The organism is Cryobacterium sp. TMT4-31 (genome assembly GCF_004403385.1).
GTDB lineage: Bacteria > Actinomycetota > Actinomycetes > Actinomycetales > Microbacteriaceae > Cryobacterium > Cryobacterium zongtaii.
This window is the reverse complement of sequence record NZ_SOGI01000022.1, coordinates 60,471-86,632: the sequence shown is the minus strand read 5'-3', so window position 1 is coordinate 86,632 and position 26,162 is coordinate 60,471. Positions and strand designations below refer to the sequence as shown.

26 protein-coding genes are annotated in these 26,162 nt (G+C 69.1%); 25 read left to right on the top strand and 1 reads right to left on the bottom strand.

What is annotated here, in order from left to right; all coding sequences use genetic code 11:
* Positions 1-504: hypothetical protein (locus tag E3T19_RS05365; RefSeq protein ID WP_134408260.1), on the bottom strand; the 504-nt coding region annotated here is incomplete at its 3' end.
* A gap of 120 nt (positions 505-624) precedes the next feature.
* Between E3T19_RS05365 and pyrR the strand changes: the two genes are divergently transcribed.
* The 25 genes from pyrR (at position 625) to trpA (ending at position 26,131) form a co-directional block, all read left to right on the top strand.
* Positions 625-1,170, top strand: coding sequence for a bifunctional pyr operon transcriptional regulator/uracil phosphoribosyltransferase PyrR (pyrR, locus tag E3T19_RS05360; RefSeq protein WP_088456286.1), 546 nt, complete (start codon positions 625-627; stop codon positions 1,168-1,170).
* Positions 1,167-2,117 carry an aspartate carbamoyltransferase catalytic subunit gene (locus E3T19_RS05355; RefSeq protein WP_088456285.1) on the top strand — a complete coding sequence of 317 codons (951 nt, stop codon included), beginning with the start codon at positions 1,167-1,169 and terminating at the stop codon, positions 2,115-2,117. The genes pyrR and E3T19_RS05355 overlap by 4 nt, the downstream gene beginning before the upstream one ends.
* Before the next feature lies 1 nt (position 2,118).
* Complete coding sequence (locus E3T19_RS05350; RefSeq protein ID WP_134408259.1) at positions 2,119-3,465, top strand: dihydroorotase; 1,347 nt, start codon at positions 2,119-2,121, stop codon at positions 3,463-3,465.
* Positions 3,458-4,096 carry a hypothetical protein gene (locus E3T19_RS05345; protein WP_134408258.1) on the top strand — a complete coding sequence of 213 codons (639 nt, stop codon included), beginning with the start codon at positions 3,458-3,460 and terminating at the stop codon, positions 4,094-4,096. Before E3T19_RS05350 ends, E3T19_RS05345 begins: the two co-directional genes overlap by 8 nt.
* A gap of 3 nt (positions 4,097-4,099) precedes the next feature.
* Positions 4,100-5,266, top strand: a complete 1,167-nt coding sequence (carA, locus tag E3T19_RS05340) for a glutamine-hydrolyzing carbamoyl-phosphate synthase small subunit (protein WP_088456282.1) — start codon at positions 4,100-4,102, stop codon at positions 5,264-5,266.
* Positions 5,266-8,553 carry a carbamoyl-phosphate synthase large subunit gene (gene carB, locus E3T19_RS05335; RefSeq protein ID WP_088456281.1) on the top strand — a complete coding sequence of 1,096 codons (3,288 nt, stop codon included), beginning with the start codon at positions 5,266-5,268 and terminating at the stop codon, positions 8,551-8,553. Before carA ends, carB begins: the two co-directional genes overlap by 1 nt.
* The gene (gene pyrF / locus E3T19_RS05330; RefSeq protein WP_241980030.1) at positions 8,550-9,458 is read left to right on the top strand and encodes an orotidine-5'-phosphate decarboxylase; all 909 of its coding nucleotides are present in this window, start codon (positions 8,550-8,552) and stop codon (positions 9,456-9,458) included. The genes carB and pyrF overlap by 4 nt, the downstream gene beginning before the upstream one ends.
* Entirely contained in the window at positions 9,451-10,371 is a 921-nt protein-coding gene (gene gmk, locus E3T19_RS05325; RefSeq protein WP_088456280.1) for a guanylate kinase, read from the top strand. The genes pyrF and gmk overlap by 8 nt, the downstream gene beginning before the upstream one ends.
* Positions 10,372-10,507: 136 nt before the next feature.
* Positions 10,508-10,765: a DNA-directed RNA polymerase subunit omega gene (gene rpoZ, locus E3T19_RS05320; protein ID WP_066595628.1), complete on the top strand. Its 258-nt coding sequence runs from the start codon at positions 10,508-10,510 to the stop codon at positions 10,763-10,765.
* A gap of 30 nt (positions 10,766-10,795) precedes the next feature.
* Entirely contained in the window at positions 10,796-12,061 is a 1,266-nt protein-coding gene (coaBC, locus tag E3T19_RS05315) for a bifunctional phosphopantothenoylcysteine decarboxylase/phosphopantothenate--cysteine ligase CoaBC (RefSeq protein ID WP_088456279.1), read from the top strand.
* A gap of 109 nt (positions 12,062-12,170) precedes the next feature.
* Positions 12,171-13,364: a methionine adenosyltransferase gene (metK, locus tag E3T19_RS05310; protein ID WP_134408257.1), complete on the top strand. Its 1,194-nt coding sequence runs from the start codon at positions 12,171-12,173 to the stop codon at positions 13,362-13,364.
* 16 nt (positions 13,365-13,380) lie between these two features.
* Positions 13,381-15,471 (top strand): primosomal protein N', encoded by a 2,091-nt coding sequence (locus E3T19_RS05305; RefSeq protein WP_134408256.1) that lies wholly within the window; start codon positions 13,381-13,383, stop codon positions 15,469-15,471.
* Entirely contained in the window at positions 15,472-16,389 is a 918-nt protein-coding gene (gene fmt, locus E3T19_RS05300) for a methionyl-tRNA formyltransferase (protein WP_088456276.1), read from the top strand.
* Positions 16,386-17,846, top strand: coding sequence for an RsmB/NOP family class I SAM-dependent RNA methyltransferase (locus E3T19_RS05295; RefSeq protein ID WP_134408255.1), 1,461 nt, complete (start codon positions 16,386-16,388; stop codon positions 17,844-17,846). Before fmt ends, E3T19_RS05295 begins: the two co-directional genes overlap by 4 nt.
* A gap of 61 nt (positions 17,847-17,907) precedes the next feature.
* On the top strand, positions 17,908-18,573 hold the full coding sequence (gene rpe, locus E3T19_RS05290; RefSeq protein WP_088456274.1) for a ribulose-phosphate 3-epimerase: 666 nt from the start codon (positions 17,908-17,910) through the stop codon (positions 18,571-18,573).
* Positions 18,574-18,598: 25 nt separating this feature from the next.
* On the top strand, positions 18,599-18,862 hold the full coding sequence (locus tag E3T19_RS05285) for a phosphoribosyl-ATP diphosphatase (protein WP_088456273.1): 264 nt from the start codon (positions 18,599-18,601) through the stop codon (positions 18,860-18,862).
* Positions 18,863-18,921: 59 nt separating this feature from the next.
* Positions 18,922-19,761 carry an ATP phosphoribosyltransferase gene (gene hisG / locus E3T19_RS05280; RefSeq protein WP_088456272.1) on the top strand — a complete coding sequence of 280 codons (840 nt, stop codon included), beginning with the start codon at positions 18,922-18,924 and terminating at the stop codon, positions 19,759-19,761.
* Between the two features lie 2 nt (positions 19,762-19,763).
* Positions 19,764-20,528: an imidazole glycerol phosphate synthase subunit HisF gene (hisF, locus tag E3T19_RS05275; protein ID WP_088456271.1), complete on the top strand. Its 765-nt coding sequence runs from the start codon at positions 19,764-19,766 to the stop codon at positions 20,526-20,528.
* On the top strand, positions 20,525-20,887 hold the full coding sequence (hisI, locus tag E3T19_RS05270) for a phosphoribosyl-AMP cyclohydrolase (RefSeq protein WP_088456270.1): 363 nt from the start codon (positions 20,525-20,527) through the stop codon (positions 20,885-20,887). The genes hisF and hisI overlap by 4 nt, the downstream gene beginning before the upstream one ends.
* A complete protein-coding gene (locus E3T19_RS05265) occupies positions 20,884-22,407 on the top strand; it encodes an anthranilate synthase component I (protein ID WP_103431878.1) in 1,524 nt (507 codons plus the stop codon). The genes hisI and E3T19_RS05265 overlap by 4 nt, the downstream gene beginning before the upstream one ends.
* Complete coding sequence (locus E3T19_RS05260) at positions 22,408-23,019, top strand: Trp biosynthesis-associated membrane protein (RefSeq protein ID WP_088456268.1); 612 nt, start codon at positions 22,408-22,410, stop codon at positions 23,017-23,019.
* A gap of 58 nt (positions 23,020-23,077) precedes the next feature.
* Positions 23,078-23,299, top strand: coding sequence for a DUF6704 family protein (locus tag E3T19_RS05255; protein ID WP_088456267.1), 222 nt, complete (start codon positions 23,078-23,080; stop codon positions 23,297-23,299).
* 4 nt (positions 23,300-23,303) lie between these two features.
* A complete protein-coding gene (gene trpC, locus E3T19_RS05250; RefSeq protein ID WP_088456266.1) occupies positions 23,304-24,086 on the top strand; it encodes an indole-3-glycerol phosphate synthase TrpC in 783 nt (260 codons plus the stop codon).
* Positions 24,087-25,313, top strand: coding sequence for a tryptophan synthase subunit beta (gene trpB, locus E3T19_RS05245; protein ID WP_134408254.1), 1,227 nt, complete (start codon positions 24,087-24,089; stop codon positions 25,311-25,313). It begins immediately after the preceding gene.
* Complete coding sequence (gene trpA / locus E3T19_RS05240; protein WP_088456264.1) at positions 25,310-26,131, top strand: tryptophan synthase subunit alpha; 822 nt, start codon at positions 25,310-25,312, stop codon at positions 26,129-26,131. Before trpB ends, trpA begins: the two co-directional genes overlap by 4 nt.
* Positions 26,132-26,162 lie beyond the last annotated feature (31 nt).

The following is a 26,162-nucleotide window of genomic DNA, read 5'->3' as shown; positions in this document are numbered from 1 at the left end:
GGCCTCGAAGGTCGCCGGGGCGGCCAGGAGCCAGAGGGACTGATCCATCAGGTGCTCCACGGTGCGCTCGGACAGGCGCAGCAGGCAGGCGGTCTCACTGACAATCGTGCGGCGGGCCACGTCCCGGTCCTCCCACCGGCTATGGGCGGCCGCGCGGGCTTGGTCCTCGGTCAGGGTGGCCGCGTTCACGTCGGCCAGCCGGATGCTCTCCGGGTTGCCGTGCAGGCGCGAGGAAACGAGCGGGTCCTCACTCCAGCCCTGCAGGGCGACGAGGAACTCGGCCTGCCGGGCCTGCGCCTGCGCAATGGCGCGGGCCTCGACCGCGATCAGCTCAGTGCGGCGGGCCAGCTCCGAGCAGACCAACTCGTCCAGGGCCGGGTTGGGGACGTGCGGCCCGAAAGCGGTCGGGTCGACAGGGGAGGGGGTGGAGCCAGGTGGCGCGGACTCCGGAGAGCGGTGGTCAGCATCCGGAGCGGGCGGTACTGCCTGGTCGGGGTTACTCATGATGAGATCGTCTCACCTACCACTGACACTGCAGAAGGTTCCGGGACGGGGATGCTAGGGTCTAAAGGTACTAATGACCTACTTTAAGAGCCGTCCTGTGAGACGGGAAAGGAGGTCGGTTTGACGGAGCGCACCGTGCTCACCCAGGCTGACATCACCCGAGCGTTGACTCGGATCTCGCACGAGATCCTGGAGTCCAATCGTGGAAGCGAGAACCTGGTCATTCTGGGCATCCCCACCAGGGGAGTAGCCCTCGCCCAGCGGATAGCCGAGATCATCCAGCGCATCGAACCGGCATCCGCCGCCGTGCGCGTCGGCTCTCTCGACGTGACCATGTACCGTGACGACCTCGCGCACACCCGCACCCGTACCCCCGCGCCCACCCAGGTGCCGGGCAGCATCGACGGTGCCACCGTGGTCCTGGTCGACGACGTGCTCTACTCCGGCCGCACCATCCGCGCCGCCCTGGACGCCCTCGGCGACCACGGCCGCCCCAGCGTCGTGCGGCTGGCCGTCCTGGTGGACCGCGGCCACCGCGAGCTGCCGATCCGCGCCGACTTCGTGGGCAAGAACCTGCCCAGCGCCACGCACGAACGCATCAACGTGCACGTCACCGAGGTCGACGGCGATGAGTTCGTCAGCATTGAGGGAGGAATGGAGTCATGAGACACCTGCTCTCTACCAAGGCGCTCAGCCGCGACGAGGCCATCAGCCTGCTCGACATCGCCGAAGACATGGCCGATGTGGCCAACCGGGAGGTCAAGAAACTCCCGACCCTGCGCGGCAAGACCGTGGTGAACCTCTTCTTCGAGGACTCCACCCGCACCCGCATCTCCTTCGAGGCCGCCGCCAAGCGACTCAGCGCCGACGTGATCAACTTCAGCGCCAAGGGCTCCAGCGTCTCCAAGGGCGAAAGCCTCAAGGACACCGCCCAGACCCTCGCTGCCATGGGCGCTGACGGCGTCGTCATCCGGCACCCCGCGTCAGGAGCCCCGCAGGTGCTGGCCGGCAGCGGCTGGATCGACGCCGGCATCATCAACGCCGGCGACGGTACCCACGAACATCCCACCCAGGCCTTGCTCGACGCATTCACCATCCGCCGCCGCCTCCACGATGGGGCCTCCCGAGGCCGCGGGCTCGACGGCGTCACCGTCACCATCGTCGGCGACATCCTGCACTCCAGGGTCGCCCGCTCCAACCTGTGGCTGCTGAACACCCTCGGCGCACACGTCACCTTCATCGCACCGCCCACCCTGGTGCCCGCCGACACGTCGGCCTGGCCGGCCGCTATCGGCTACGACCTCGACGCGGCCATCGACGCCGGTCCCGATGTGGTGATGATGCTGCGCATCCAGGCCGAGCGGATGAACGCCGCGTTCTTCCCGAACAGCCGCGAGTACTCCCGCCGCTGGGGCCTGGACGACGAGCGATTCGCCCGGCTGTCGTCGCATAGCATTGTCATGCACCCCGGACCGATGAATCGCGGCCTGGAGATCTCCTCCGCCGCGGCCGACTCCGACCGGTCCACCGTGCGCGAACAGGTCGCAAACGGGGTATCAGTGCGCATGGCCGCGCTGTACCTGTTGTTATCGGGCGACCGAGAGGATCACTGAAATGTCGAGCGAACGCTACCTTGTGCGTGGAGCACAGCTGAGCGACGGAACCACCACCGACCTGCTGCTGGCCGACGGTGTCATCACCGCGACCGGCACCCAGCTGTCGGATGCCGGCGCGACCGTGATCGACGCCGACGGGCTCCTCGCACTGCCCGGCCTGGTCGACCTGCACACGCACCTCCGCGAACCCGGCTACGAGCAGAGCGAAACCGTGCTCACCGGCAGCCAGGCGGCAGCCATCGGAGGGTTCACCACGGTATTCGCCATGGCGAACACCTCACCCGTTCAGGACACCGCCGGCGTCGTCGAGCAGGTGCTCGCGCTGGGGGAGAGCGCCGGCTACGTGACCGTGCAGCCGATCGGTGCCGTCACCGTCGGCCTGGCCGGTGAACGCCTCGCCGAACTCGGCGCCATGGCCACAAGCCGCGCCAATGTGCGAGTGTTCTCCGACGACGGCTTCTGCGTCTCCGACCCGCTCCTGATGCGCCGGGCCCTCGAGTACGTCAAGGCCTTCGACGGTGTCGTCGCCCAGCACTCCCAGGAACCGCGCCTCACGGTTGGCGCACAGATGAACGAGGGCGCCCTCTCCAGCGAGCTCGGCCTCACCGGCTGGCCCGCCGTCGCCGAGGAATCGATCATCGCCCGCGACGTACTGTTGGCCGAACACGTGGGTTCGCGCCTGCACGTCTGCCACCTCTCCACCGCCGGTGCCGTCGACGTGGTGCGTTGGGCCAAGGCCCGCGGCATCAATGTGACCGCGGAGGTCACCCCGCACCACCTGCTGCTCACCGAGGAACTCGTGGCCGGTTACGACGCCCGCTACAAGGTGAACCCGCCGCTCCGCCGCCGCGAAGACGTCGAAGCCCTGCGCCAGGGTCTGGCCGACGGCACCATCGACATCATCGCCACCGACCACGCCCCGCACCCCGTCGAGTCCAAGGACTGTGAATGGGACGCCGCCGCCAACGGCATGGTCGGCCTCGAATCCGCCCTGTCGGTGGCCCACGCCGCCGTGGTGGAGACCGGGTTCCTCGGCTGGAGCGACCTCGTCAGGGTGATGTCGACGACCCCGGCCCGGATCGGGCGCATCCAGGGTCAGGGCCAACAGCTCACTGTCGGCGCCCCCGCCGAACTCACCCTCTACGACCCGAGCGCCCGCCGGGTGTTCGGCCGTGAGAATCTGATCGGTAAGGGCGTCAACTCTCCCTACCTTCAGATGACGCTGCCCGGCCAGGTGCTGGCCACCTTCCACCGCGGTTATGCCACCGTGCTCGACGGCGTGCTGCAGAGCACGGCCCAGATCGAAGCCTCCCGGGGTCGGTTGGTACGGGGCGCCCATGAGTAGCCGCACGATCGCGACGATCATCACGGCGCTGGTCCTCCTCGCCGTCCTCGCCCTGATGTTGCGCTCCTGGCGCCGGCGCACCAAGCGGGATGCCGCGCTGCCCGCCGGCTACCCGCAGCCCGCCGATCGCGGCCGTGAACTGGCCTCCGCCGCAGCCCTGTACGTCGCCACCACCCCCCGCGACACACCGTTGGAACGCCTGAACATCCCCGGGCTCGGCTTCCGTGCCCGCGGCGGCGTGACCGTCACCGAGAAGGGCGTGCTGATCGAACTCGCCGGCTCGCCCGCCCTGTTCATCCCGGCGGATGCCGTGCAGCTCGTCGCCGACGCCACCGTCGCCATCGACCGGGTGGTCGAGCCCGGCGGCCTACTGCTGCTCGGCTGGCGGCTGAACTCTGTCGGCGTTGACACCACGGACCCCGACACCCCCACCGGTGTCGACAGCTACTTCCGTTTCAGCGACCCCGTCGACCGGCGGGCCATCACCGAAGCGATCAGATCCATCACTGCAGAACCCGGCACGACAGAACCCGGCACGACAGAACCCGGCACGACAGAACCCGCCACAACAGAACCTGGCAAGACAGAACCTGGCAAGACAGAATTCGGCACCGAAGAAAGTGAGGTGTAGCCCGTGAGCTACCCAACAACCACACCGGCCCCGGCCGTACTCGTCCTCGAAGACGGCAGCCGATACGTGGGACGCGCCTACGGCAGCCTCGGCCAGACCCTCGGCGAGATCGTCTTCGCCACCGGCATGACCGGCTACCAGGAGACTCTCACCGACCCCTCCTACGCCGGCCAGATCGTGCTGATGACCGCGCCGCACATCGGTAACACCGGCGCCAACGACGACGACATGGAATCCTCCCGCATCTGGGTCTCCGGTTTTGTGGTGCGCGAGCCCGCCAGAATACCGTCGAACTTCCGTTCCCAGCGCACCCTCGACGCCGACCTCGAGTCGAACGGGGTCGTGGGCATCAGCGGCATCGACACCCGCGCCGTCACCCGGCACATCCGCTCGCTCGGTTCCATGCGCAGCGGCATCTTCTCCGGCGACGGCTATGAGCTCTCCGAGGGCGAACAGCTCGAACTCGTCCGCGGCGGGGCCAGCATGCGCGGCCGAAACCTGTCCGACGCTGTCTCCACCGTCGAGCCGTACTCGATTCCGGCGCAGGGCGAACGCATCGGCTCTGTCGCCGTGCTTGACCTCGGCGTCAAGACCTCTACCCTCAACTACCTCGCCGAGCGCGGCTTCGAGGTCCTGGTGCTCCCGCAGTCGATCACCGCGGAGCACGTGCTCTCGCTGAACCCGACCGCCCTGTTCTTCTCGAACGGCCCCGGTGACCCCGCCGCCAGCGACGCCCACGTGACCCTGCTGCAGGAAGTGATGCGCGCCGGCGTGCCGTACTTCGGCATCTGCTTCGGCAACCAGCTGCTGGGCCGTGCCCTCGGCTTCGGCACCTACAAGCTGCCGTTCGGCCACCGCGGCATCAACCAGCCGGTGCTCGACAAGGCCACCGGCCGGGTCGAGATCACCTCGCAGAACCACGGCTTCGCCGTGGACATGCCCATCGAGGGCATCAGCGAATCCTCCACCGGATTCGGCCGCGTGGAGGTCAGCCACTACAGCCTCAACGACCAGGTCGTCGAGGGCATCAGGTGCCTGGACATCCCGGCCTTCTCGGTGCAGTACCACCCGGAGTCCGCGGCCGGCCCGCACGACGCCAACTATCTTTTCGACAGGTTCAGGGATGTGGTGGTCGCGCACGCGGCCGCCGGAGCAGGAGACGCCAAGTAATGCCCAAGCGCGACGATATCAACAGCGTCCTCGTCATCGGAAGCGGCCCGATCGTCATCGGTCAGGCCTGCGAGTTCGACTACTCGGGCACCCAGGCCTGCCGGGTCCTCCGCGAGGAGGGCGTCCGGGTCATCCTGGTCAACTCCAACCCGGCCACCATCATGACCGACCCCGACTTCGCCGACGCGACGTACATCGAGCCGATCACCCCGGAGATCCTCGAGACCATCATCGCCAAGGAGCGTCCGGATGCGATCCTGCCGACCCTGGGCGGCCAGACGGCCCTCAACGCGGCCATCGCCCTGCACGAGCGCGGGATCCTCACCAAGTACAACGTCGAGCTCATCGGCGCCAGCTTCGAAGCGATCAACAAGGGTGAAGACCGCCAGATCTTCAAGCAGCTGGTGCTCGACGCCGGCGCTGACGTAGCCAAGTCCTACATCGCGCACACCGTGGAAGAGGCCGTCGGCTTCGCCGAGGACCTCGGCTACCCACTCGTGGTGCGCCCGTCCTTCACCATGGGCGGCCTGGGCTCCGGCTTCGCGTACACCGAAGCCGAGCTCCGCCGCATCGTCGGCGACGGCCTGCACCAGAGCCCGACCACCGAGGTGCTCCTGGAGGAGTCCATCCTCGGCTGGAAGGAATACGAGCTCGAGATGATGCGCGACACCGCCGACAACACGGTGGTCGTCTGCTCGATCGAAAACGTCGACCCCGTCGGCGTGCACACCGGCGACTCCATCACCGTCGCGCCGGCGCTCACCCTCACCGACCGCGAGTACCAGAAGCTGCGCGACATCGGCATCGACATCATCCGCGCCGTCGGCGTCGACACCGGCGGCTGCAACATCCAGTTCGCCATCGACCCGGCCAACGGCCGCATCATCGTGATCGAGATGAACCCGCGGGTGTCCCGCTCCTCGGCACTGGCCAGCAAGGCCACCGGATTCCCGATCGCCAAGATCGCCGCGAAGCTGGCCCTCGGCTACCGCCTCGACGAGATCCCCAACGACATCACCAAGGTGACCCCGGCCAGCTTCGAACCCACCCTGGACTACGTCGTCGTCAAGGTGCCCAGGTTCGCGTTCGAGAAATTCCCCAAGGCCGACCAGCGCCTGACCACCACCATGAAGTCGGTCGGTGAGGCCATGGCCATCGGCCGCAACTACGCCTCAGCCCTGCAGAAGGCGCTCCGCTCGCTCGAAAAGCGCGGCTCCTCCTTCCACTGGGGTGCGGAGACCCGCACGGTCGAGGAGCTCCTCGAAATCGCCGAGGTTCCCACCGACGGCCGCATCGTCACCGTGCAGCAAGCGCTGCGCAAGGGCGCCACCATCGAGCAGCTCTTCGCAGCCACCAAGATCGACCCGTGGTTCCTCGACCAGATCGTGCTCATCAACGAGATCGCCGATGCCGTCGCCGCCTCGGACACCCTCGACACCGAGATCTTGCGCACCGCCAAGGACCACGGCTTCTCCGACGCCCAGATCGGCGAGCTCCGCGGCTTCGGCGAAGCGGATGTGCGCAAGGTCCGGCACATCCTCGGCGTACGCCCGGTGTTCAAGACCGTCGACACCTGCGCCGGCGAATTCCCCGCCCTCACCCCGTACCACTACTCGAGCTACGACCAGGAGACCGAGGTCGTCCCGTCCGACCGCAGGAAGGTCGTCATCCTCGGGTCCGGCCCGAACCGGATCGGCCAGGGCGTCGAGTTCGACTACTCCTGCGTGCACGCCTCGTTCGCCCTCTCCGAGGCCGGTTACGAAACCATCATGATCAACTGCAACCCGGAGACGGTCTCCACCGACTACGACACCAGCGACAGGCTCTACTTCGAGCCGCTCACCCTGGAAGACGTGCTGGAGATCATCCACGCCGAAAGCCAGAGCGGCGAACTCGTCGGCGTGGTCGTGCAGCTCGGCGGCCAGACCGCGCTGGGCCTGGCCAAGGGACTGGAAGCCGCAGGCATCCCGATCCTGGGCACCTCCCCGACGGCGATCGACCTGGCCGAGGAACGTGGCCTGTTCAGCGGCATCCTCGCCGACGCCGGCCTGCTCGCGCCCCGCAACGGGGTGGCCACCGACTACAGCGGCGCCGTCGTCGTGGCCGAGGAGATCGGCTACCCGGTGCTCGTGCGCCCCAGCTACGTGCTCGGCGGCCGCGGCATGGAGATCATCTACGACAGTGCCTCCCTGGCCGACTACTTCACACGCATGCAAGGCCAGGGCATCATCGGCCCGTCGCACCCGTTGCTGGTGGACCGCTTCCTCGACGACGCCATCGAGATCGACGTCGACGCCATCTACGACGGCCACGAGCTCTACATCGGCGGCGTGATGGAACACATCGAAGAGGCCGGCGTGCACTCCGGTGACTCCAGCTGCACCCTGCCGCCGGTCACCCTCGGCCGCGCCGAGATCGACAGGGTCCGCGACGCGACCCTGGCCATCGCCCAGGGCATCGGCGTGCGCGGACTGCTGAACGTGCAGTTCGCCATCGGCGCCGGGGTGCTCTACGTGCTCGAAGCCAACCCGCGCGCGTCCCGCACCGTCCCGTTCGTCGCCAAGGCGCTCGGTATCACGCTGGCCAAGGCCGCCTCGCTGATCATGGTCGGCACCACCATCGCCGAGCTCAAGGCCAACGGCCAACTGCCGCTGATCGACGGTTCCCGAGTGCCGATGGACTCGCCGGTCGCCGTGAAGGAAGCGGTGCTGCCATTCAACAGGTTCCGCACCAAGGAAGGCCTCATCGTCGACTCGGTGCTCGGCCCGGAGATGCGTTCCACCGGAGAGGTCATGGGTATCGACCGCGACTTCCCGCGGGCGTTCGCCAAAAGCCAGCTCGCCGCCTACGGCGGAATCCCGCTCACCGGAACGGTCTTCGTGTCGGTCTCCGACCGGGACAAGCGCGCTGTGATCCTGCCGATGCTGCGCCTCTCGCAGCTGGGATACACGATCATGGCCACCGAGGGAACCGCCGAAGTTTTGCAGCGGAACGGAATCGGGGCCACAGTGGTGGCAAAGTTCAGCGAAAAGGCCGATGAGTCCGTGGACACCGTCGTCGACCTGATCCGGCGCGAGGAGGTGCAGATCGTGATCAACACACCGAACGGTCGCACCGCACGCGCCGACGGCTACGAGATCCGCGCCGCCGCCGTCGCCGGCGACCTGCCCCTGTTCACCACCATCGCGGAGCTGAGCGCCGCCGTCGCGTCGATCGACTCGATCCGTACCGGCTTCGAGGTCACCAGCCTGCAGGAGTACGCGGCGAAACGGGCGGCGGCACTGTGACTCCAGCCGGCGCAGAGATCCCAGCCGAACCCGTAGCCAGCGCCGAAGCCTTCGGTGCACGTCTGCACGGTGCCTTCGCCCGATTCGGCCGGCTCTGCGTCGGCATCGACCCGCACTCCTGGTTGCTGACCGACTGGGGCCTGCCGGACACCGCCGCAGGGGCCGAAAGCTTCGGCCGGGCTGTCGTGGCCGCCGCCGCGGGACGGGTGGGCATCGTCAAGCCCCAGGTGGCGTTCTACGAGCGGTTCGGCTCCGCCGGCTACCTGGCACTGGAACGAGTGCTCGCCGACGCGCGGGCGGCGGGCCTCCTGGTCATCGCCGACGTCAAACGCGGCGACCTGGGCACCAGTGTCGAAGCCTACGGCCAGGCCTGGCTGAGCCAGGGCTCTCCGCTCGAGGTCGACGCCATCACCGTGAACCCGTACATGGGGGTCGGCTCGCTGAACAGCACCGTTGACCTCGCCGCGGACAATCACAAGGGACTGTTCCTGCTCGCCGCGACCTCCAATCCGGAGGCCGCCCACCTGCAGCAGGCCGTGCTCACGGACGGAGCCCACGCGGGCCGTTCCGTGGCGGCGTCGGTGCTCGACCAGGTTGCCGCCATCAACGCCGACCTCGTGCCGGCGGGCTCGTTCGGGTCGATCGGCGTGGTCCTCGGGGCCACGGTTTCACTGGCCGACTTCGGCATCGACATCCACGCCCCGGCCGCCCCGGTCATCACCCCGGTGCTCGCCCCGGGCTTCGGCCACCAGGGTGCGAATCCCGCCGATCTGGCCGGTTTGTTTGGCGGATACGCTCAAGGCGTTATCGTGAGTGAATCGCGCAGCGTTTTATCCGCCGGTCCCGCCCGTGTGGCCGATGAGATAACCCGCCGATCAACCGAAGCTGGAGCGACCCGTGGCTGATAATCGCCCTACCCCACCCGACGTCGACCGCGTCGCGGCCTCCCGCGCCGCCGTCGCAGCCCGACGAGCCCGCGCAGCCGTGAAAGCACAGGTCGCGGCCGGTGAACGTACCTCCCTCGACGTGCTCGCCGCCGCCGTCAAGGAACCGAACGGCGTGGAGGGCCGGCTGAGGGTGACCGAGCTTCTCGTGAGCATCCCCGCAATCGGGGTGACCAAGATGCAGCGCATCATGACCCGGCTCGAGATCTCGCCGTCCAAGCGCCTGGGCGGCCTCGGCAAGCACCAGCGCGACCGGCTGCGCGACTTCCTCGCCGCCCGGCCCACCGCCCGCAGGGGTGCGCCGGACTCCAGGCTCGTGGTCCTCGCCGGACCGACCGCGGTCGGCAAAGGAACCGTCGCCGCGCACATTCGTGAGCACCACCCCGAGGTGCACCTGTCGGTATCCGCGACCACCAGGGCCCCGCGTGCCGGCGAGGTCGAGGGCGTCAGCTACTTCTTCGTCGACGACTCCGAGTTCGACCGGATGATCGAGGCCGGCGAACTCCTGGAATATGCCACCGTGCACAATGCCTACCGCTACGGCACCCCGCGCGGCCCCGTCGAGGCGGCCATCGCCGACGGCAACAGCGTTCTGCTCGAGATCGACATCCAGGGTGCCCGCTCGGTGCGCCGGGCGATGCCGGAGGCCCGTCTGGTCTTTCTGCTGCCACCCACCTGGGACGAACTGGTGCGCCGCCTGATCGGGCGCGGCACCGAGGATTCGGCCGAACAAGCCCGCCGGCTGGAGACCGCGAAGCTCGAATTGGCCGCCCAGGGCGAGTTCGATTACCGCGTCGTAAACAGCGACGTGGCCGAAGCGGCCGAAGAAGTCGTAGACTTGATGCAGATTCGCAAGGCATCGGCGCCGTCGTAGCGCCCGCTGTACTTGAATTCCTCGCGTCGACCAGGCGCATCAACGTGGTCAATGTCCGGTTTCCGACCACGGAAACCAATGAAATGACCGCGCAGCCCGTACATTTTGCTTGAACAGCATGAAGGAGTGTGACAGCGTGCCCAACAAGCCCACTGGCATCATTGACCCGCCCATCGACGACCTGCTCACCAAGGTCGATTCCAAGTACGCCCTGGTGATCTTCGCCTCCAAGCGCGCCCGCCAGATCAACGACTACTACGCAGACCTTCACGAAGGCAGCCTGTTCGACAACGTCGGACCGCTCGTCGACTCCACCGTCGACGACAAGCCGCTCTCCGTGGCACTGCGCGAAATCAACGAGGACAAGCTCACCTCGAAGCCCATCGTCGAATAACTCGACGCAGCTCTCACGTAAGCGCGCAGGATGTCGACTGGTCGCACGATAGTCGTCGGGGTAACCGGCGGCATCGCTGCCTATAAGGCCGTCAACGTCGTGCGCGCTTTTGTGCTGCTCGGGGACGACGTCCACGTCGTCGCCACGGAGGCTGCACTGCGGTTCGTCGGCAAGCCGACGCTCGAGGCGATCTCCCGCAACCCCGTGCACACCGACCTCTACGAGGGCGTTGCCGAGGTGCGTCACGTGGCCATCGGCCAGTCCGCCGACCTCATCGTGATCGCCCCTGCCACCGCCAACAGCATCGCCAAGATTGCCCTCGGCCTGGCCGACGACCTGCTGGGCAACACCATCCTCGCCAGCACCGCCCCGCTCGTGATCGCCCCCGCGATGCACACCGAGATGTGGAACAACCCCGCCACGGTGGCCAACATCGCCACGCTCCGCCGTCGGGGCGTCACCATCGTCGGGCCGGGCATCGGCCGGTTGACCGGCTCCGATTCCGGGCAGGGCCGGATGGAAGAACCCGACGCCATCGTGGACGCCGCCCTCGCCGCCCTCGCCGCCCACCGCGCGGACACGCCCGCGAGTGTTCAGGTTCCGGACCTGGCCGGCCGGCACGTGCTGATCAGCGCCGGCGGCACCCGAGAACCCCTAGATCCCGTACGCTTCCTCGGCAACCGGTCCAGCGGGCGCCAGGGCGTCGCATTGGCCGAAGCGGCCCTGGCCAGGGGAGCCGTCGTGACCCTGGTCGCCGCGCACCTAGAGGTCGCTGCACCGACCGGCGCTTCCGTGCACAGCGTCAGCACCACCCTGGAACTGCAGCAGGCGATGCGGGACGCCGCCGCAGCCGCCGACATCGTCATCATGGCCGCCGCCGTCGCGGACTACCGGCCCGCGGAGGTGCAGGACGGCAAGATCAAGAAGGATGTGGCGGGAGACCGGGTCACCCTCGACCTGGTGCGCAACCCCGACGTGCTCGTCGGCCTCGTGCAGGACCGGCGCCCCGGTCAGGTCATCGTGGGGTTCGCCGCCGAAACCGAAGCCGACGACACGGCGCGCCGCGAACTCGGCCGCACCAAGATCCTCCGCAAGGGCTGCGACCTCCTGGTACTCAACAGGGTCGGTTGGACGCAGGGGTTCGCCACCGAACGTAATCAAATCGAGGTCCTGGACGGCGCCGGAGATATAGTGATGGAGGCCGACGGAACGAAATTGTCGGTGGCCCACCGTATTCTCGACAGCATCCTGGGCAGCAGCATCGACGCCATTCGAGCGGACGCACCCGTCTCTTGAGTCGGTGTCGCCTGGGCCGACGTCACCCGGGCCCTGAGCGTTCAGGCATGCTCGCACCCGCACACCAATCAACCGCAGCACATTTATCCAAGAATTGAGACGAGCCCCGATGAGCGATTTTCGCCTCTTCACCTCGGAGTCGGTCACCGAAGGCCACCCGGACAAGATCTGCGACCAGATCTCCGACAGCATCCTCGACGCCCTCCTCACCGAAGACCCGCACAGCCGGGTCGCGGTGGAGACTCTCGTCACCACCGGCCTCGTTCACGTGGCCGGTGAGGTCACCACGGCGGGCTACGTCGAGATCCCGTCGATCGTGCGCAAGTGCATCACCGACATCGGCTACGACTCCTCCGACGTCTGGTTCGACGGCCGCTCCTGCGGTGTCGAGATCTCCATCGGCGGGCAGTCTCCCGACATCGCCCAGGGTGTCGACGACGCCTACGAAAGCCGGGAGCAGGACAGCCTGGACGACTACGACCGCCAGGGCGCCGGCGACCAGGGCATCATGTTCGGTTATGCCACCCGCGAGACCCCCGAGCTGATGCCGATCCCGATCTGGATCGCGCACCGCATGGCCGAACGCCTCGCCGAGGTCCGCAAGTCCGGAGAACTGAGTTACCTCCGGCCCGACGGCAAGACCCAGGTCACCATCGGCTACGACGGTATCGTTCCCCGCACCGTCGAAACCGTCGTGCTCTCCACCCAGCACTCCCCGTCAGTGCGCACCGAGCAGCTGCGCGCCGAGATCGCCGAACTCGTCATCAAGCCCGTGCTCGAGCGCGTCGACCTCGACGCGAGCAATCTGCGCACCCTGGTGAACCCCACCGGCCGGTTCGAGATCGGCGGCCCCCAGGGCGACGCCGGACTCACGGGACGCAAGATCATCATCGACACCTACGGCGGATCCAGCCGGCACGGTGGCGGTGCGTTCAGCGGCAAGGACCCGTCCAAGGTCGACCGCTCGGCCGCATACGCCATGCGCTGGGTCGCCAAGAACGCCGTCGCCGCCGGACTGGCCGAGCGACTCGAGATCCAGGTGGCATACGCCATCGGCACCGCCTCCCCGGTGGGCCTCTACGTGGAAACCTTCGGCACCGGCGCCCTGCCGGACAAGGACATCACCGCCGCCATCCGCGAGGTCTTCGACCTGCGACCCGCCGCGATCATCCACGACCTGGACCTGCTGCGGCCGATCTACGCCCAGACCGCGACCTACGGCCACTTCGGCCGCGAACTGCCCGACTTCACCTGGGAACGACTCGACAGGGTTGATGACCTGAGAAGCGCAGCCGGACTCTGAAGCCTGGAGGCCGCAGATGACCCGCACCGGCCTCATCGCGAGGGTGCTGATCGACTCGCCCCTGCCGCAGCTGGACCATCTCTTTGATTACGCCATTCCCGACGAGCTGGCGCACCTCGCCCAGCCCGGGGTGCGGGTGCGGGTTCCGTTGCGCTCGGCGAACCGAGTGGCCGACGGCTACCTGATCGAGCTGATCGACCCTAAGCAGGCCGCGGCGACGGTCGCTCCGACCGAGGGGGCGACCCTGGACGGCATCGGCGGCGCCGACACCGGCTACAGCGGCAAGCTCAGCCCGGTCGACTCGATAGTGTCCGCCGTACCCGTGCTCACCGAGCCCGTCTGGCAGCTCGCCCGGCGCCTGGCCGACCGGGCGGCCGGCAACGCGAGCGACATCGTGCGCCTGGCCGTGCCGCCCCGCGCCGTGCGGGTGGAAAAGGCCTGGCTCGCCGCACGGGACGCCACACCCGATGCGCCGGCCACGAATCCGGCCGACCCGCTGGCCGAACCCGGTTTCGCCGAATACCCGCCGGAAACACTCGGCACCATCGTGGCCGACCGGCTGCGCGTCTGCGTCGCCGCGGTGCCCAGCCTGGTGCGTCTGCCCGGCCCGGACGACGGCGGCAGCACCGTGGGTACCTGGGCGATCACCATGGCCGAACTCGCCGTATCGGCGCTGCGCCAGGGCAAGAGCAGCATCCTGGTGGTGCCGGACTACCGCGACCAGGACCAGCTTCAGGCCGCCCTGACGACGCTGGCGCCCGCGGACGACGTCGTCCGCGTCGACGCCAGGCAGAGCAATCCGGACCGCTACCGCGGTTTCCTCACCCTCCTCGAGGGCCGGCCGCGGATCATCCTCGGCAACCGGTCCGCGGTGTATGCCCCCGCGCACGACCTCGGGCTGATCGTGCTGTGGGACGACGGCGACCCGCTCTACGGCGAACAGCTCAGTCCCTACGTGCACGCCCGCGACGCCGCCCTGATCCGCCGGGAGGCCGCCGACTGCGCGCTGGTCTTCATCGGCCACTCGCGCAGCGTGGAGACCGAACGACTGGTCGAGATCGGTTGGTTGCGCGCCGTGCACCCCACCCGTGACAGCCACCCCAGGGTGATCCCCACCACCTTCCAGTCCGAACCCGACGCACAGGCCAGGGCCGCCCGCATCCCGTCAGCGGCGTGGCTCGCCGCGAAGGAGGCCGTGCGGAACGGACCCGTGCTGGTGCAGGTCGCCAGTCCCGGCTACGCACCGATGCTGGCCTGCCGCTCCTGCGGAAAAGCCGCCCGATGCACTCAGTGCCAGGGACCGCTGGCCCTCGCCAATGCCAACGCGACACCCGCCTGCCGCTGGTGCGGCCACCTCGCCGCCGGCTGGCACTGCTCGCACTGCGAGGCCACCACCCTGCGCGTGGTCACCGTCGGCACCGGCCGCACCGCCGAGGAGCTCGGCCGGGCCTTCCCGGGCTCCCGGGTTATCGTCGCCGACGGCGAGCACACCGTGCAGACCATCGGGCCCGAGCCCGCCCTGGTGATCGCCACCCGCGGCGCCGAGCCGATACCCCGCAACGGCTACAGCGCCATCCTGCTACTCGACGGCGAACGGATGCTCGCCCGCGAGTCGCTGCGGGTGGGGGAGGACTGCCTGCGCTGGTGGGCCAACGCCGCAGCGCTGGCCGCTCCCGGCGCCTCAGTGATGCTCGCCGGAGTGGGCGGGGCCCTCGCCCACGCCCTGAACACCTGGCAGCCAGGTCCCTACGCCGCCGCCGAACTCGCCGACCGCCGCCAGCTACGCTTCCCGCCGGCGGTGCGGGTGGCCTCCGTCACCGGAACCACCGCGGAGGTCGACACGGCCATCGAGTCGCTGGCCGAGCTGCCCGGTCTCGACGTGCTCGGCCCGGTCAGCCACGACCCCGCCGGCCCCGCCCAGAAGACCGGCGGGCCCGCGCTCGTGCGCGCCATCGTGCGGTTCGGCTACCCGCTCGGCGACGAGGTCGCCCGCACCCTCAAAGCCGCCATCGTGCGCAACGCGGCCGGCCGACGCAAGCCCAAGGGCGCCGCGTTCCGCCCTGCACCTACACTCAAAGTACGATTCGACGACCCGGAGCTGCTGTAAATGAAACTCGTCTTCGCCGGGACCCCACAGGTTGCCGTGCCCAGCCTGACCCTCCTGGCCTCCTCTGACCATGAGATCGCCGCCGTGGTGACCCGCCCGGATGCCGCCCTCGGTCGCAAACGCGTGCTCACACCGTCACCGGTGGCCGCTGCCGCTGAAAGCCTCGGCCTGACCGTCATCAAGGCCAACCGGCTCGACGCCGACGCGACCGCGGCCATCACCGCCCTGAACGCCGACCTCGGCGTCATCGTGGCCTACGGCGGCCTGGTGCGCGAGCCCCTGCTCTCCGCGCCCCGCCTGGGCTGGATCAACCTGCACTTCTCCCTGTTGCCCCGCTGGCGCGGTGCGGCGCCCGTGCAACGCGCGATCATGGCCGGAGACGCCGAGACCGGCGCCGCCGTGTTCCAGCTCGTCGCCGACCTCGACGCCGGAGCCGTCTTCGCCGAGCTCAGGGTCCCCATCGGCCGGCACGCCACCGCGGGCACCCTGCTGGAGAGCCTCAGCCACAGCGGTGCCGAACTGCTCCGACGCGTCGTCGACGACCTCGCAGCCGACAGCATCCGGGCCGTCGAACAGAGCGGCGAGGTCACCCTCGCCCCCAAGCTCAGCCTCGCCGACGCGCGGGTGGACTGGACGCTGCCCGGTGAGACGGTCCACGCCATCATCCGCGGCGTCACCCCCGAACCCGGCGCATTCACCGAGATCGACGGCGCCAGACTCAAACTCCACGACGTGGCCCCGGCACACGGCCAACCCGGCCTCAGCCCCGGACACATCACCCTCCACGACAAACGCGTTCTGATCGGCACCGGCACGGAGCCGCTCGAACTCATCACCGTACAACCGGCAGGAAAAACCCCAATGAAAGCACTTGACTGGTGGCGCGGAGTGGCAGCATCCGAGGTGATCGCCTCATGAGCGACCACCGGGGCGACTCCCGCCCGAACGCCGCCCACACGAACGCCGCCCACACGAACGCTGCCCGCACGAGCGCTGCACGTCCAAGTTACGTCGTGCAGCCCGCCCGCCGGGTCGCCTACGAGGTGATCGCGGCCGTCCGCGAATCCGACGCGTACGCGAACCTGTTGCTGCCCACCCGCATCCAGCGGGCGGCGCTCAACACGGCGGACGCCGCGCTGGCCACCGAGCTCACCTACGGCACCCTGCGCATGCAGGGCTTCTACGACAGGGTCATCGCCGAGGCCGCCGGCCGGCCCGTCACGGCCATCGACCCGGCCATCCTCGACGTGCTCAGGCTCGGCGCGCACCAACTGCTGGCCACCCGCGTCGCCACCCACGCCGCCGTCAACGAATCCGTCGAACTCGCCCGCCAGGTGGGCTCACGCTCCGCGACGGGCTTCACCAACGGTGTGCTGCGCGCGATCGCCCGGGTCAGCGCCGACGAGTGGCGCGAACGCATCCTCGCCGACACCACGTCGCCGGACGACACCCTCGCGGCCCTGTATTCGCACCCGGTCTGGGTGGTGCGGGCGTTCCGGCAGTCCCTGCGCCAAGAGGGTCGCGAAGCAGAACTCGAAGAGCTCCTCGCCGCCGACAACGCCGCACCGCGGGTCAACATGGTGGCGCTACCCGGCCTCGCCGGGGACACCGCCGAGCTGGGTGACCCCAACGCCTTCTCGCCCACGGGCTTCGTGCTCGCCGGGGGAGACCCGCACCACCTGATGAAGGACAGCAACGGTCGCCTGCGGGTGCAGGACGAGGGCTCCCAGCTCGCCGCCCTCGCCCTCAGCCGCGCCCGCCCGGTTGTGGAGGGCGAGCGCTGGCTCGACCTGTGCGCCGGACCCGGCGGCAAGGCTGCCCTGCTCGCCGCGGAGGCCCTGAACGGCGGCGCCAGCCTCGTCGCCAACGAGGTCGTCCCGGCCAGGGCACAGTTGGTGCGGGCGGCGCTGGCCGCTGTTCCCGCCGACGTGCCCGTGTGGGAGATGGACGGCACCTGGGTCGGCGAGGACCAGCCGCAGGTCTTCGACCGGATCCTGCTCGACGCCCCCTGCACCGGGCTCGGCGCCCTGCGCCGGCGCCCCGAGGCCCGCTGGCGGAAGCAGCCCAAGGACGTCGCGGAGCTCTCCGACCTGCAGTCCGCCCTGATCCACGCGGCGCTCGGCGCCCTCAAGCCCGGCGGCATCCTGGCCTACGTCACCTGCTCGCCGCACATCGCCGAGACCCGGGGGATCGTGGCGACCGCCCGCAAGGCCTGGGGCGACAAGATCGCGCCGATGGACACGGCCGCGGTGTTGCAGGGCCTGGCCGTGCAGCCGCTGGACCTGGCCGGCGACCCCGGCAGCGTGCAGCTCTGGCCGCACCGGCACGGCACCGACGCGATGTTCATCACCCTGCTGCAGCGGCAGCCGGACTGAGCAGCCGGACTGCGCAGCGGCATTGAGCGGCCCGCCGGCGACGATTCGGTAGGGTGAAACCATGGTTACCCGGATCAACCCGAGCATTCTCGCTGCAGACTTCGCCAACCTGGAAAGGGAATTCGGCCGCATCAGCACCGCCGACCTCGCCCACGTCGACGTCATGGACAACCACTTCGTGCCGAACCTCACCCTCGGCCTGCCCGTCGTGGAACGCCTCCTGCAGGTGTCCCCGATCCCGTTGGACATCCACCTGATGATCGACGACCCCGACCGCTGGGCGCCCGCATACGCCGAGGCCGGCGCCTACTCGGTGACCTTCCACGCCGAAGCGGCCACGGATGCCGTCGCCCTGGCCCGGCGCCTGCGCGCGATCGGCGCCAGGGCCGGCATCGCCCTCAAGCCCGGCACCCCGGTCGAGCCCTACCTCGACCTGCTCGACGAGTTCGACCAGGTCCTGGTCATGACGGTCGAGCCGGGCTTCGGCGGGCAGAGCTTCATGGCCTCGACGATGCCCAAGGTCAGCCTCCTGGCCGACGCCGTGCGGCAGCGGGGCCTCGACGTCTGGCTGCAGGTCGACGGTGGCATCACCGAGGACACCATCGCACAGGCCGCCGCGGCCGGCGCCAACACCTTCGTGGCCGGATCCAGCGTCTTCAACGGCGACCCGGCCGGGCAGATCGCCCGGCTCCGCTCGGCCGCCGAGCTGCACGCGCACGCGCACTAGGGTGCCGGACCGGTAACCTGTAGAGGTGAAAACATTCGACGACCTGTTCGCTGAGCTGAGCCAGAAGGCTCTTGACCGCCCGATTGGGTCCGGTACCGTCCGTGAACTCGACGCCGGGGTGCATGCCATCGGCAAGAAGATCGTCGAAGAGGCCGCAGAAGTCTGGATGGCCGCCGAGTACCAGAGCGACACCGAAACCGCTGAAGAGATATCGCAGCTGATCTACCACCTGCAGGTCCTGATGGTGGCGAAGGGGCTTTCCCCCGAGGACGTCTACCGACATCTGTGATGTCGTCACCTCGCGAAACCCACCCGCCTTTGGCAAGACCCACCTTTGGAAAGATTGACATGTTGAGAATCGCTGTGCCCAACAAGGGCTCGCTCGCCGAGACCGCCGCCCAGATGCTGTCGGAGGCCGGCTACAACGGCCGCCGCGACCCGCGCGACCTGGTCGTGGCCGACCCGCACAACGACGTGGAGTTCTTCTACCTGCGTCCCCGGGACATCGCCACCTACGTCGGCAGCGGCGCGCTGGACGTCGGCATCACCGGCCGTGACCTGCTGCTGGACTCCCGTTCGACCGCCGGCGAAATCGCCAGCCTCGACTTCGGTGATTCCACCTTCCGCTTCGCCGGGCCCGCCGGCCGCTTCAGCGAGCTCACCGACCTCGAGGGCCTCAGGGTAGCGACGAGTTACCCCGGCCTGGTCGGCACCTTCCTGGCCGGTCACGGCGTCACCGTCGACCTGGTCACCCTCGACGGCGCCGTCGAATCCGCCGTCCAGCTCGGCGTGGCGGATGCCGTCGCCGACGTCGTCTCCACCGGCTCCACCCTGCGGAAAGCCGGCCTTCAGATCTTCGGCCCGGTCATCCTCGAGTCGACCGCGGTGCTCATCACCTCCGAGAACGAGCACGCGGGCATCAACACCCTGCTGCGTCGCCTGCAGGGCGTGCTCGTGGCCCGCCAGTACGTCCTCGTGGACTACGACGTGCACGTGGACAACCTCGACGCCGCCTGCCAGGCCGCGTCCGGAATCGAGTCGCCCACGATCTCGTCACTGCGCGACCCGAACTGGGTGGCCGTACGGGTGATGATCCCGCGGCTGGACACCAACAGCGTGATGGACCGGCTCTACGAGCTCGGCGCCCGCGCCATCCTCGTCACCTCGATCCACAACGCCCGGTTGTAACCATGGGCCTCGCCGTTCGAGTGATCCCGTGCCTCGACGTGGCCAACGGCCGCGTCGTCAAGGGTGTCAACTTCCAGAACCTGCGCGATGCCGGTGACCCCGTCGAACTCGCCAAGCGGTACTACGAGCAGGGCGCGGACGAACTCACCTTCCTCGACGTGACAGCCACCGTCGACGACCGCTCGACGACCTACGACGTGGTGCGGGCCACCGCCGAGCAGGTCTTCATCCCGCTCACCGTGGGCGGCGGCATCCGCAGCGTCGACGACGTGTCCAGGCTGCAGGCCAGCGGCGCCGACAAGGTGGGCGTGAACAGCGCCGCCATCCTGCGGCCGGCGCTGATCTCCGAGATTGCCGACAGGTACGGCGCCCAGGTGCTGGTGCTCTCCCTCGACGTCAAACGCAGCCAGCGCATGCCCTCCGGTTTTGTGGTCACCACCCACGGCGGCCGCACCGAAACCGACCTGGACGCCCTCGCCTGGGCCCGCCAGGCGATCGAACTGGGAGCCGGCGAACTGCTGGTGAACAGCATCGACGCCGACGGCACCAAGGCCGGCTTCGACCTCGAACTGATCACGATCATGCGCGAGCTCAGCACCGTCCCGGTGATCGCGTCCGGGGGAGCGGGCCTTCTCGAGCACTTCCCGCCGGCGATCACGGCGGGAGCCGACGCCGTGCTGGCCGCCTCCGTCTTCCACAGCGGAGACCTGACGATTGGCGACGTCAAGCGTGAGCTTGCCGACGCCGGAATGGTGGTGCGCCGATGAACGTCGACGCCGCTCTGGACTCCGCCCGCTTCGACGCCACCGGGCTGCTGCCCGCCGTCATCCAGCAGTGGGACAGCGCCGAGGTGCTGATGCTGGGCTGGATGGACCGTGAGGCCCTCCGACGCACCCTCACCGAGGGCCGCGTCACCTTCTGGTCCCGCAGCCGGCAGGAGTACTGGCGCAAGGGCGACACCTCCGGCCACGCCCAGTTCGTGCGGTCAGCGGCCCTGGACTGCGACGCCGACACCCTCGTCGTGCAGGTCGAGCAGATCGGCGCGGCCTGCCACACCGGCACGCACACCTGCTTCGACGGCCGTGGCATCGACGTGACCGGGATCCTCCCCGAGGCTCAGCGATGAGTGCCGGCTCGACCACGCTGGAGACCTTCACCGGCCTGCTCGGCGAGCACCGGGTGATCCCGGTGATCCGGGAGCTCTTCGCCGACGGCGAGACGCCGGTGGGCATCTACCGCAAACTCGCCAACGGCACCGCGGGCAGTTTCCTGCTCGAATCCGCCGAACAGGGCGGCATCTGGTCGCGGTTCTCGTTCGTCGGGGTGTCCTCCTTCGGCGTGCTCACCCAGTCCGGCGACGACACCGCCTGGCTCGACTACGGTGTCTCCGCCGAGCGGGCCTTCGGTGGCGCCACCGACCTGGCGCCGCTCAACGCGCTCGCCTACCTCTACGAGCGCTGGCAGACCCCACGGCTGCCCGAGCACCCGCCGCTGACCGGCGGCCTGGTCGGCTTCATCGGCTGGGAGGCCATCCGCCAGATCGAGCGACTGCCCAACCGTCCGCCCGCGGACTACGACGTGCCCGGCCAGGCGTTCAGCTTCGTGGCCGACCTCGTCGTGATCGACCACAAGTACGGAACCGTGCAGCTCATCGCCAACGTGCTCAACGACGGCACCGACCCCACGGACACCCTGTGGCCGGCCGCCCAGGCGCGCCTGGACGCCCTGCAGACCCGGCTCACCCAACCGGCCGAGGTCTTCGTGTCCGAGGTCGACCTGTCCACCCCGGCGGCCCCGCAGCACCGCACCGAGCGAGCAGATTTCCTCGCCGCTGTCGGCACGTCCAAACAGCACATCGTCGACGGCGACGTGTTCCAGGTCGTCATCTCGCAGCGCTTCGATCAGGAATGCACCGCCGACCCGATCGACGTCTACAGGGTGCTCCGCAGCCTCAACCCCAGCCCGTACATGTACCTGCTCAGCCTCGAGTCCACCAGCGGCCAACCGTATTCGATCGTCGGGTCCTCACCCGAGGCGCTGGTGAAGGTCGCGAACACCCGGGTCTTCACCCATCCCATCGCCGGGTCCAAGCCCCGCGGCGCGACACCGGAGGCCGACGCCGACTTCGAAACCGAGCTCGCCGGCGACCCCAAGGAGCGCGCCGAGCACCTCATGCTCGTCGATCTGGCGCGCAACGACCTGCTCAAGGTCTGCCGCGCCGGATCGGTGGAGGTGACGGAGTTCATGCGCATCGAACGGTTCAGCCACATCATGCACCTGGTCTCCTCGGTCGAGGGGGACCTGCTGCCGGAGATGACCGCGATCGACGTCTTCAGGGCCACCTTCCCGGCCGGCACCCTCTCCGGTGCGCCGAAGCCACGGGCGCTGGAGATCATCGACTCCCTCGAACCGGCCCAGCGCGGCGTGTACGGCGGGGTGGTGGGCTACTTCGGTTTCGCCGGCGACGCCGACCTGGCCATCGCCATCCGCACCGCGACGATCATGAACGGTGTCGCGTACGTGCAGGCCGGTGGTGGGCTCGTCGCCGACTCCGATCCGGCGTCGGAGTTCCAGGAGTCCCAGAACAAGGCCGCGGCCCCGCTCCGCGCCGTCGCCGTGGCCAACGCGATGACCCGGGTGTACTGAATGATCACACCGCGCCGCATCAAGCCGACCCTGATCCTGGCCGTGATAGCCGCGAGCGGGCTCGCCCTGCTGGCCTGGACCCAGGTCTGGGTGACCGTGCGGCTCGCCGCGGACGGCACCGCTCAGCAGGTCCTCGACGTCACCGGCAACATCGCGGCGCCGGGCCTGACGGCCCTTGCCCTGGCCGGGCTCGCCCTGGCCGGGGCGCTCACCATCGCCGGCGTGGTCATCCGCACCATCCTGGGCCTGCTCGAAGCGCTCCTCGGAGTCAGCGTCATCCTCTCCGCCGCGCTGGCCCTGGCCGACCCGATCGGCGCAAGCGCCGCCGCTGTCACCACCGCCACGGGCCTCGCCGGCGTCGACTCCACCCGCTCGGCGGTGAGCAGCGCCGAGCTGACCTTCTGGCCGTTCCTGGCCCTCGCCGCCGGCATCCTGATGCTCATCGTCGGCCTCGTCGTGTGCGCCACCGCCCGGCGTTGGCCCGGCCCGACCACGCGCTACGAGAGCACCCGCCTGGAACCGGCGACGGATGCCACGACCGGCCAGGGGCGCCCCCGTGACGCCGTCGACGACTGGGACGGCCTCACCAGGGGCGACGACCCCACCGTCTGACCTGACTAACCCGGCAAGCTAGAATTGTCCCGCACGCCCACTGACCTTTAGGAGAACCATGAGCTTCGAGTCGGCAGACCCCGGCCACGGCCATTCGACGGCGGCCTGGACCGCAGTCACCATCATGCTGATCGCGTTCGCCATCGGCACCGTCGCGTTCTTCTTCGAGGTCGTCTGGCTCGTCTGGGCATCGGCCGTCCTCCTACTCCTCGGCCTCGTCGCCGGCTGGATCATGGCCAAGGCGGGCTACGGCGCGGCGTCGGTCGACGGAAGCCACTGACACAGTGCCCTCCGACCTCCTCGCAGAACTTCTCACCGGTTCGCTCGCCGACGCCGAGACCCGCAGGCTGGACCGCCCTCTGGCGACCGTAGAGGCCGAGGCGCTCGCCCAGGCCCCGGCCCTCGACGCGTTACACGCTCTCGCACCGTCCGACCGGGTGAAGATCATCGCCGAGGTCAAGCGCGCCAGCCCGTCCCGCGGCCCCCTGGCCGAGATCACCGACCCGGCCGCACTGGCCGTGTCCTATGAGTTCGGTGGCGCCAGCGCCATCAGCGTGCTCACCGAGGGTCGCCGGTTCCTCGGCTCGTTGGCCGACCTGGAACAGGTCAAGGCGTCCGTGTCGATTCCCGTGCTGCGCAAGGACTTCATCGGCACCGCGTACCAGGTTCTCGAAGCGCGCGCGGCGGGAGCTGACCTCGTGCTGCTCATCGTCGCAGCCCTGGACCAGACCACCCTGGGCGCCCTGCACAGCCTGGTACTCGAACTGGGCATGACCCCGCTGGTCGAGACGCACAGCGCGGACGAGGTCGAGCGGGCGTTGGATGTCGGCGCCAACCTCGTCGGCGTGAACGCCAGAAACCTCAGCACCTTCGAACTCGACCAGAACCTCTTCGCGAGCCTGGCCGACCGCATCCCCGCCGGCGTCGTCCGCGTGGCGGAGTCCGCGGTCAAGACCGCCGCCGACGTGGCGCACTACCGCGCCGCGGGCGCCGACGTCGTTCTGGTCGGTGAAGCCCTCGTCACCAGCGATCCCATTCTCACCCTCAACGAATTCCTGGCGGTATAGATGTCCAGCGCAAATCCTTCCCTCCGCGCCCAGTCCGGCCCCTACTTCGGCGATTTCGGCGGCAGGTTCGTTCCGGAGTCCCTGGTGGCCGCCCTCGATGAGCTCTCGGCCGAGTACGCCCTCGCCAAGGCCGACCCGGCCTTCGCCGCCGAGTTGTCCGAGCTGCACCGCAGCTACACCGGCCGGCCGTCGCTGATCACCGAGGTGCCCCGATTCGCCGCACACGGCGGCGGTGCCCGCATCATCCTCAAGCGCGAAGACCTCAACCACACCGGCTCCCACAAGATCAACAACGTTCTCGGCCAGGTGCTGCTCACCAAGCGCATCGGCAAGAAGCGGGTGATCGCCGAGACCGGCGCCGGTCAGCACGGCGTCGCCACGGCGACCGCCGCCGCCCTCTTCGGGTTGGACTGCGTGGTCTACATGGGTGAGGTCGACACGGAGCGCCAGGCGCTCAACGTCGCCCGGATGCGTCTGCTCGGCGCCGAGGTCGTCTCGGTGAAGACAGGCTCCCGCACCCTCAAGGATGCCATCAACGACGCGATGCGTGACTGGGTCACCAACGTGGAGACCACCAACTACGTCTTCGGCACCGTTGCCGGCCCGCACCCGTTCCCCGCCATGGTGCGGGACTTCCAGAAGATCATCGGTGAAGAGGCCAGGCAGCAGGTGCTCGACCTCACCGGGCGGCTGCCCGACGCCGTCACCGCCTGCGTCGGGGGCGGTTCCAACGCCATGGGCATCTTCCACGCGTTCCTCGACGACCCTGAGGTGGCACTGTACGGCTACGAGGCCGGCGGCGAAGGCATCGAGGGCCTGCGGCACGCCGCGACACTCACCAAAGGCCGCCCCGGCGTGTTGCACGGCGCGCGCAGCATGATGCTGCAGGACGAAGACGGTCAGACCGTCGAGTCCCACTCGATCTCCGCTGGACTCGACTACCCGGGCGTCGGTCCCGAGCACGCCTGGTTGGCCAGCCTCGGCCGGGCCAGCTACCTGCCCGTCACCGACGCCGAAGCTATGGACTCACTGCGCCTGCTCAGCCGCACCGAGGGCATCATTCCCGCCATCGAATCGGCGCACGCCCTGGCAGGGACCCTGGAGCTGGGCAAACAGCTCGGGCCGGATTCGATCATCCTGGTCAACCTTTCGGGTCGCGGCGACAAGGACATGGAAACCGCCGGCCGCTACTTCGACCTTCTCGACGCTGGAGCGCAGCAACTGTGACGAACGCAAGCACCGGTTACACAAGCACCGTCGAGACCACAATCGCCGCGCGTCGGGCCGCCGGGGGCGGCGCCCTGATCGGCTACCTGCCGGTCGGCTTCCCCACCTTGACCGAGAGCATCGACGCCGCCGTCGCGATCGCCACCAGCGGGGTCGATATCCTCGAACTCGGTCTGCCGTATTCCGACCCCGTCATGGACGGCCCGGTCATCCAGGCGGCCACCCAGCAGGCCCTGGCCAACGGTTTCCGTCTGCGGCACGGCTTCGAGGCCGTCGCTGCGATCACGGGCCAGGTCGACACCCCGGTGCTGATGATGACCTACTGGAACCCCGTGCTGCAGTACGGCGTCGACAGGTTCGCCGACGATCTGGCCGCCGCCGGGGGAGCCGGGCTGATCACGCCGGACCTGATTCCCGACGATGCTCAGACCTGGCTGGATGCCAGTGAGCGCGCCGGCCTCGACAGGGTCTTCCTGGCCGCCCCGTCGTCCTCGGACGAGCGACTGCTGCAGGCCGTCACCCGAAGCCGCGGATTCGTCTACGCGGTCTCCACCATGGGTATCACCGGAGCCCGGTCCGATGTGGACTCGGCGGCCCGGGTACTCGTCACCCGCCTGCGGGAAGCCGGCTCCGTCAACGCCTGTGTCGGCCTGGGAATCTCCACCCCCGCCCAGGTGCGCGAGGTACTGGAGTACGCCGACGGCGCCATCGTCGGGTCCGCGCTGGTGAAGGCACTGTCCGTCGGGGGAATCGACGCCGTCGCAACCCTCGCGGCGGAACTGGCCGCCGGCGCCCGCGACATCCGCGCCGCCGTCTAGCCTTGCCGTCCAACCCTGTTTCCTGACCCCG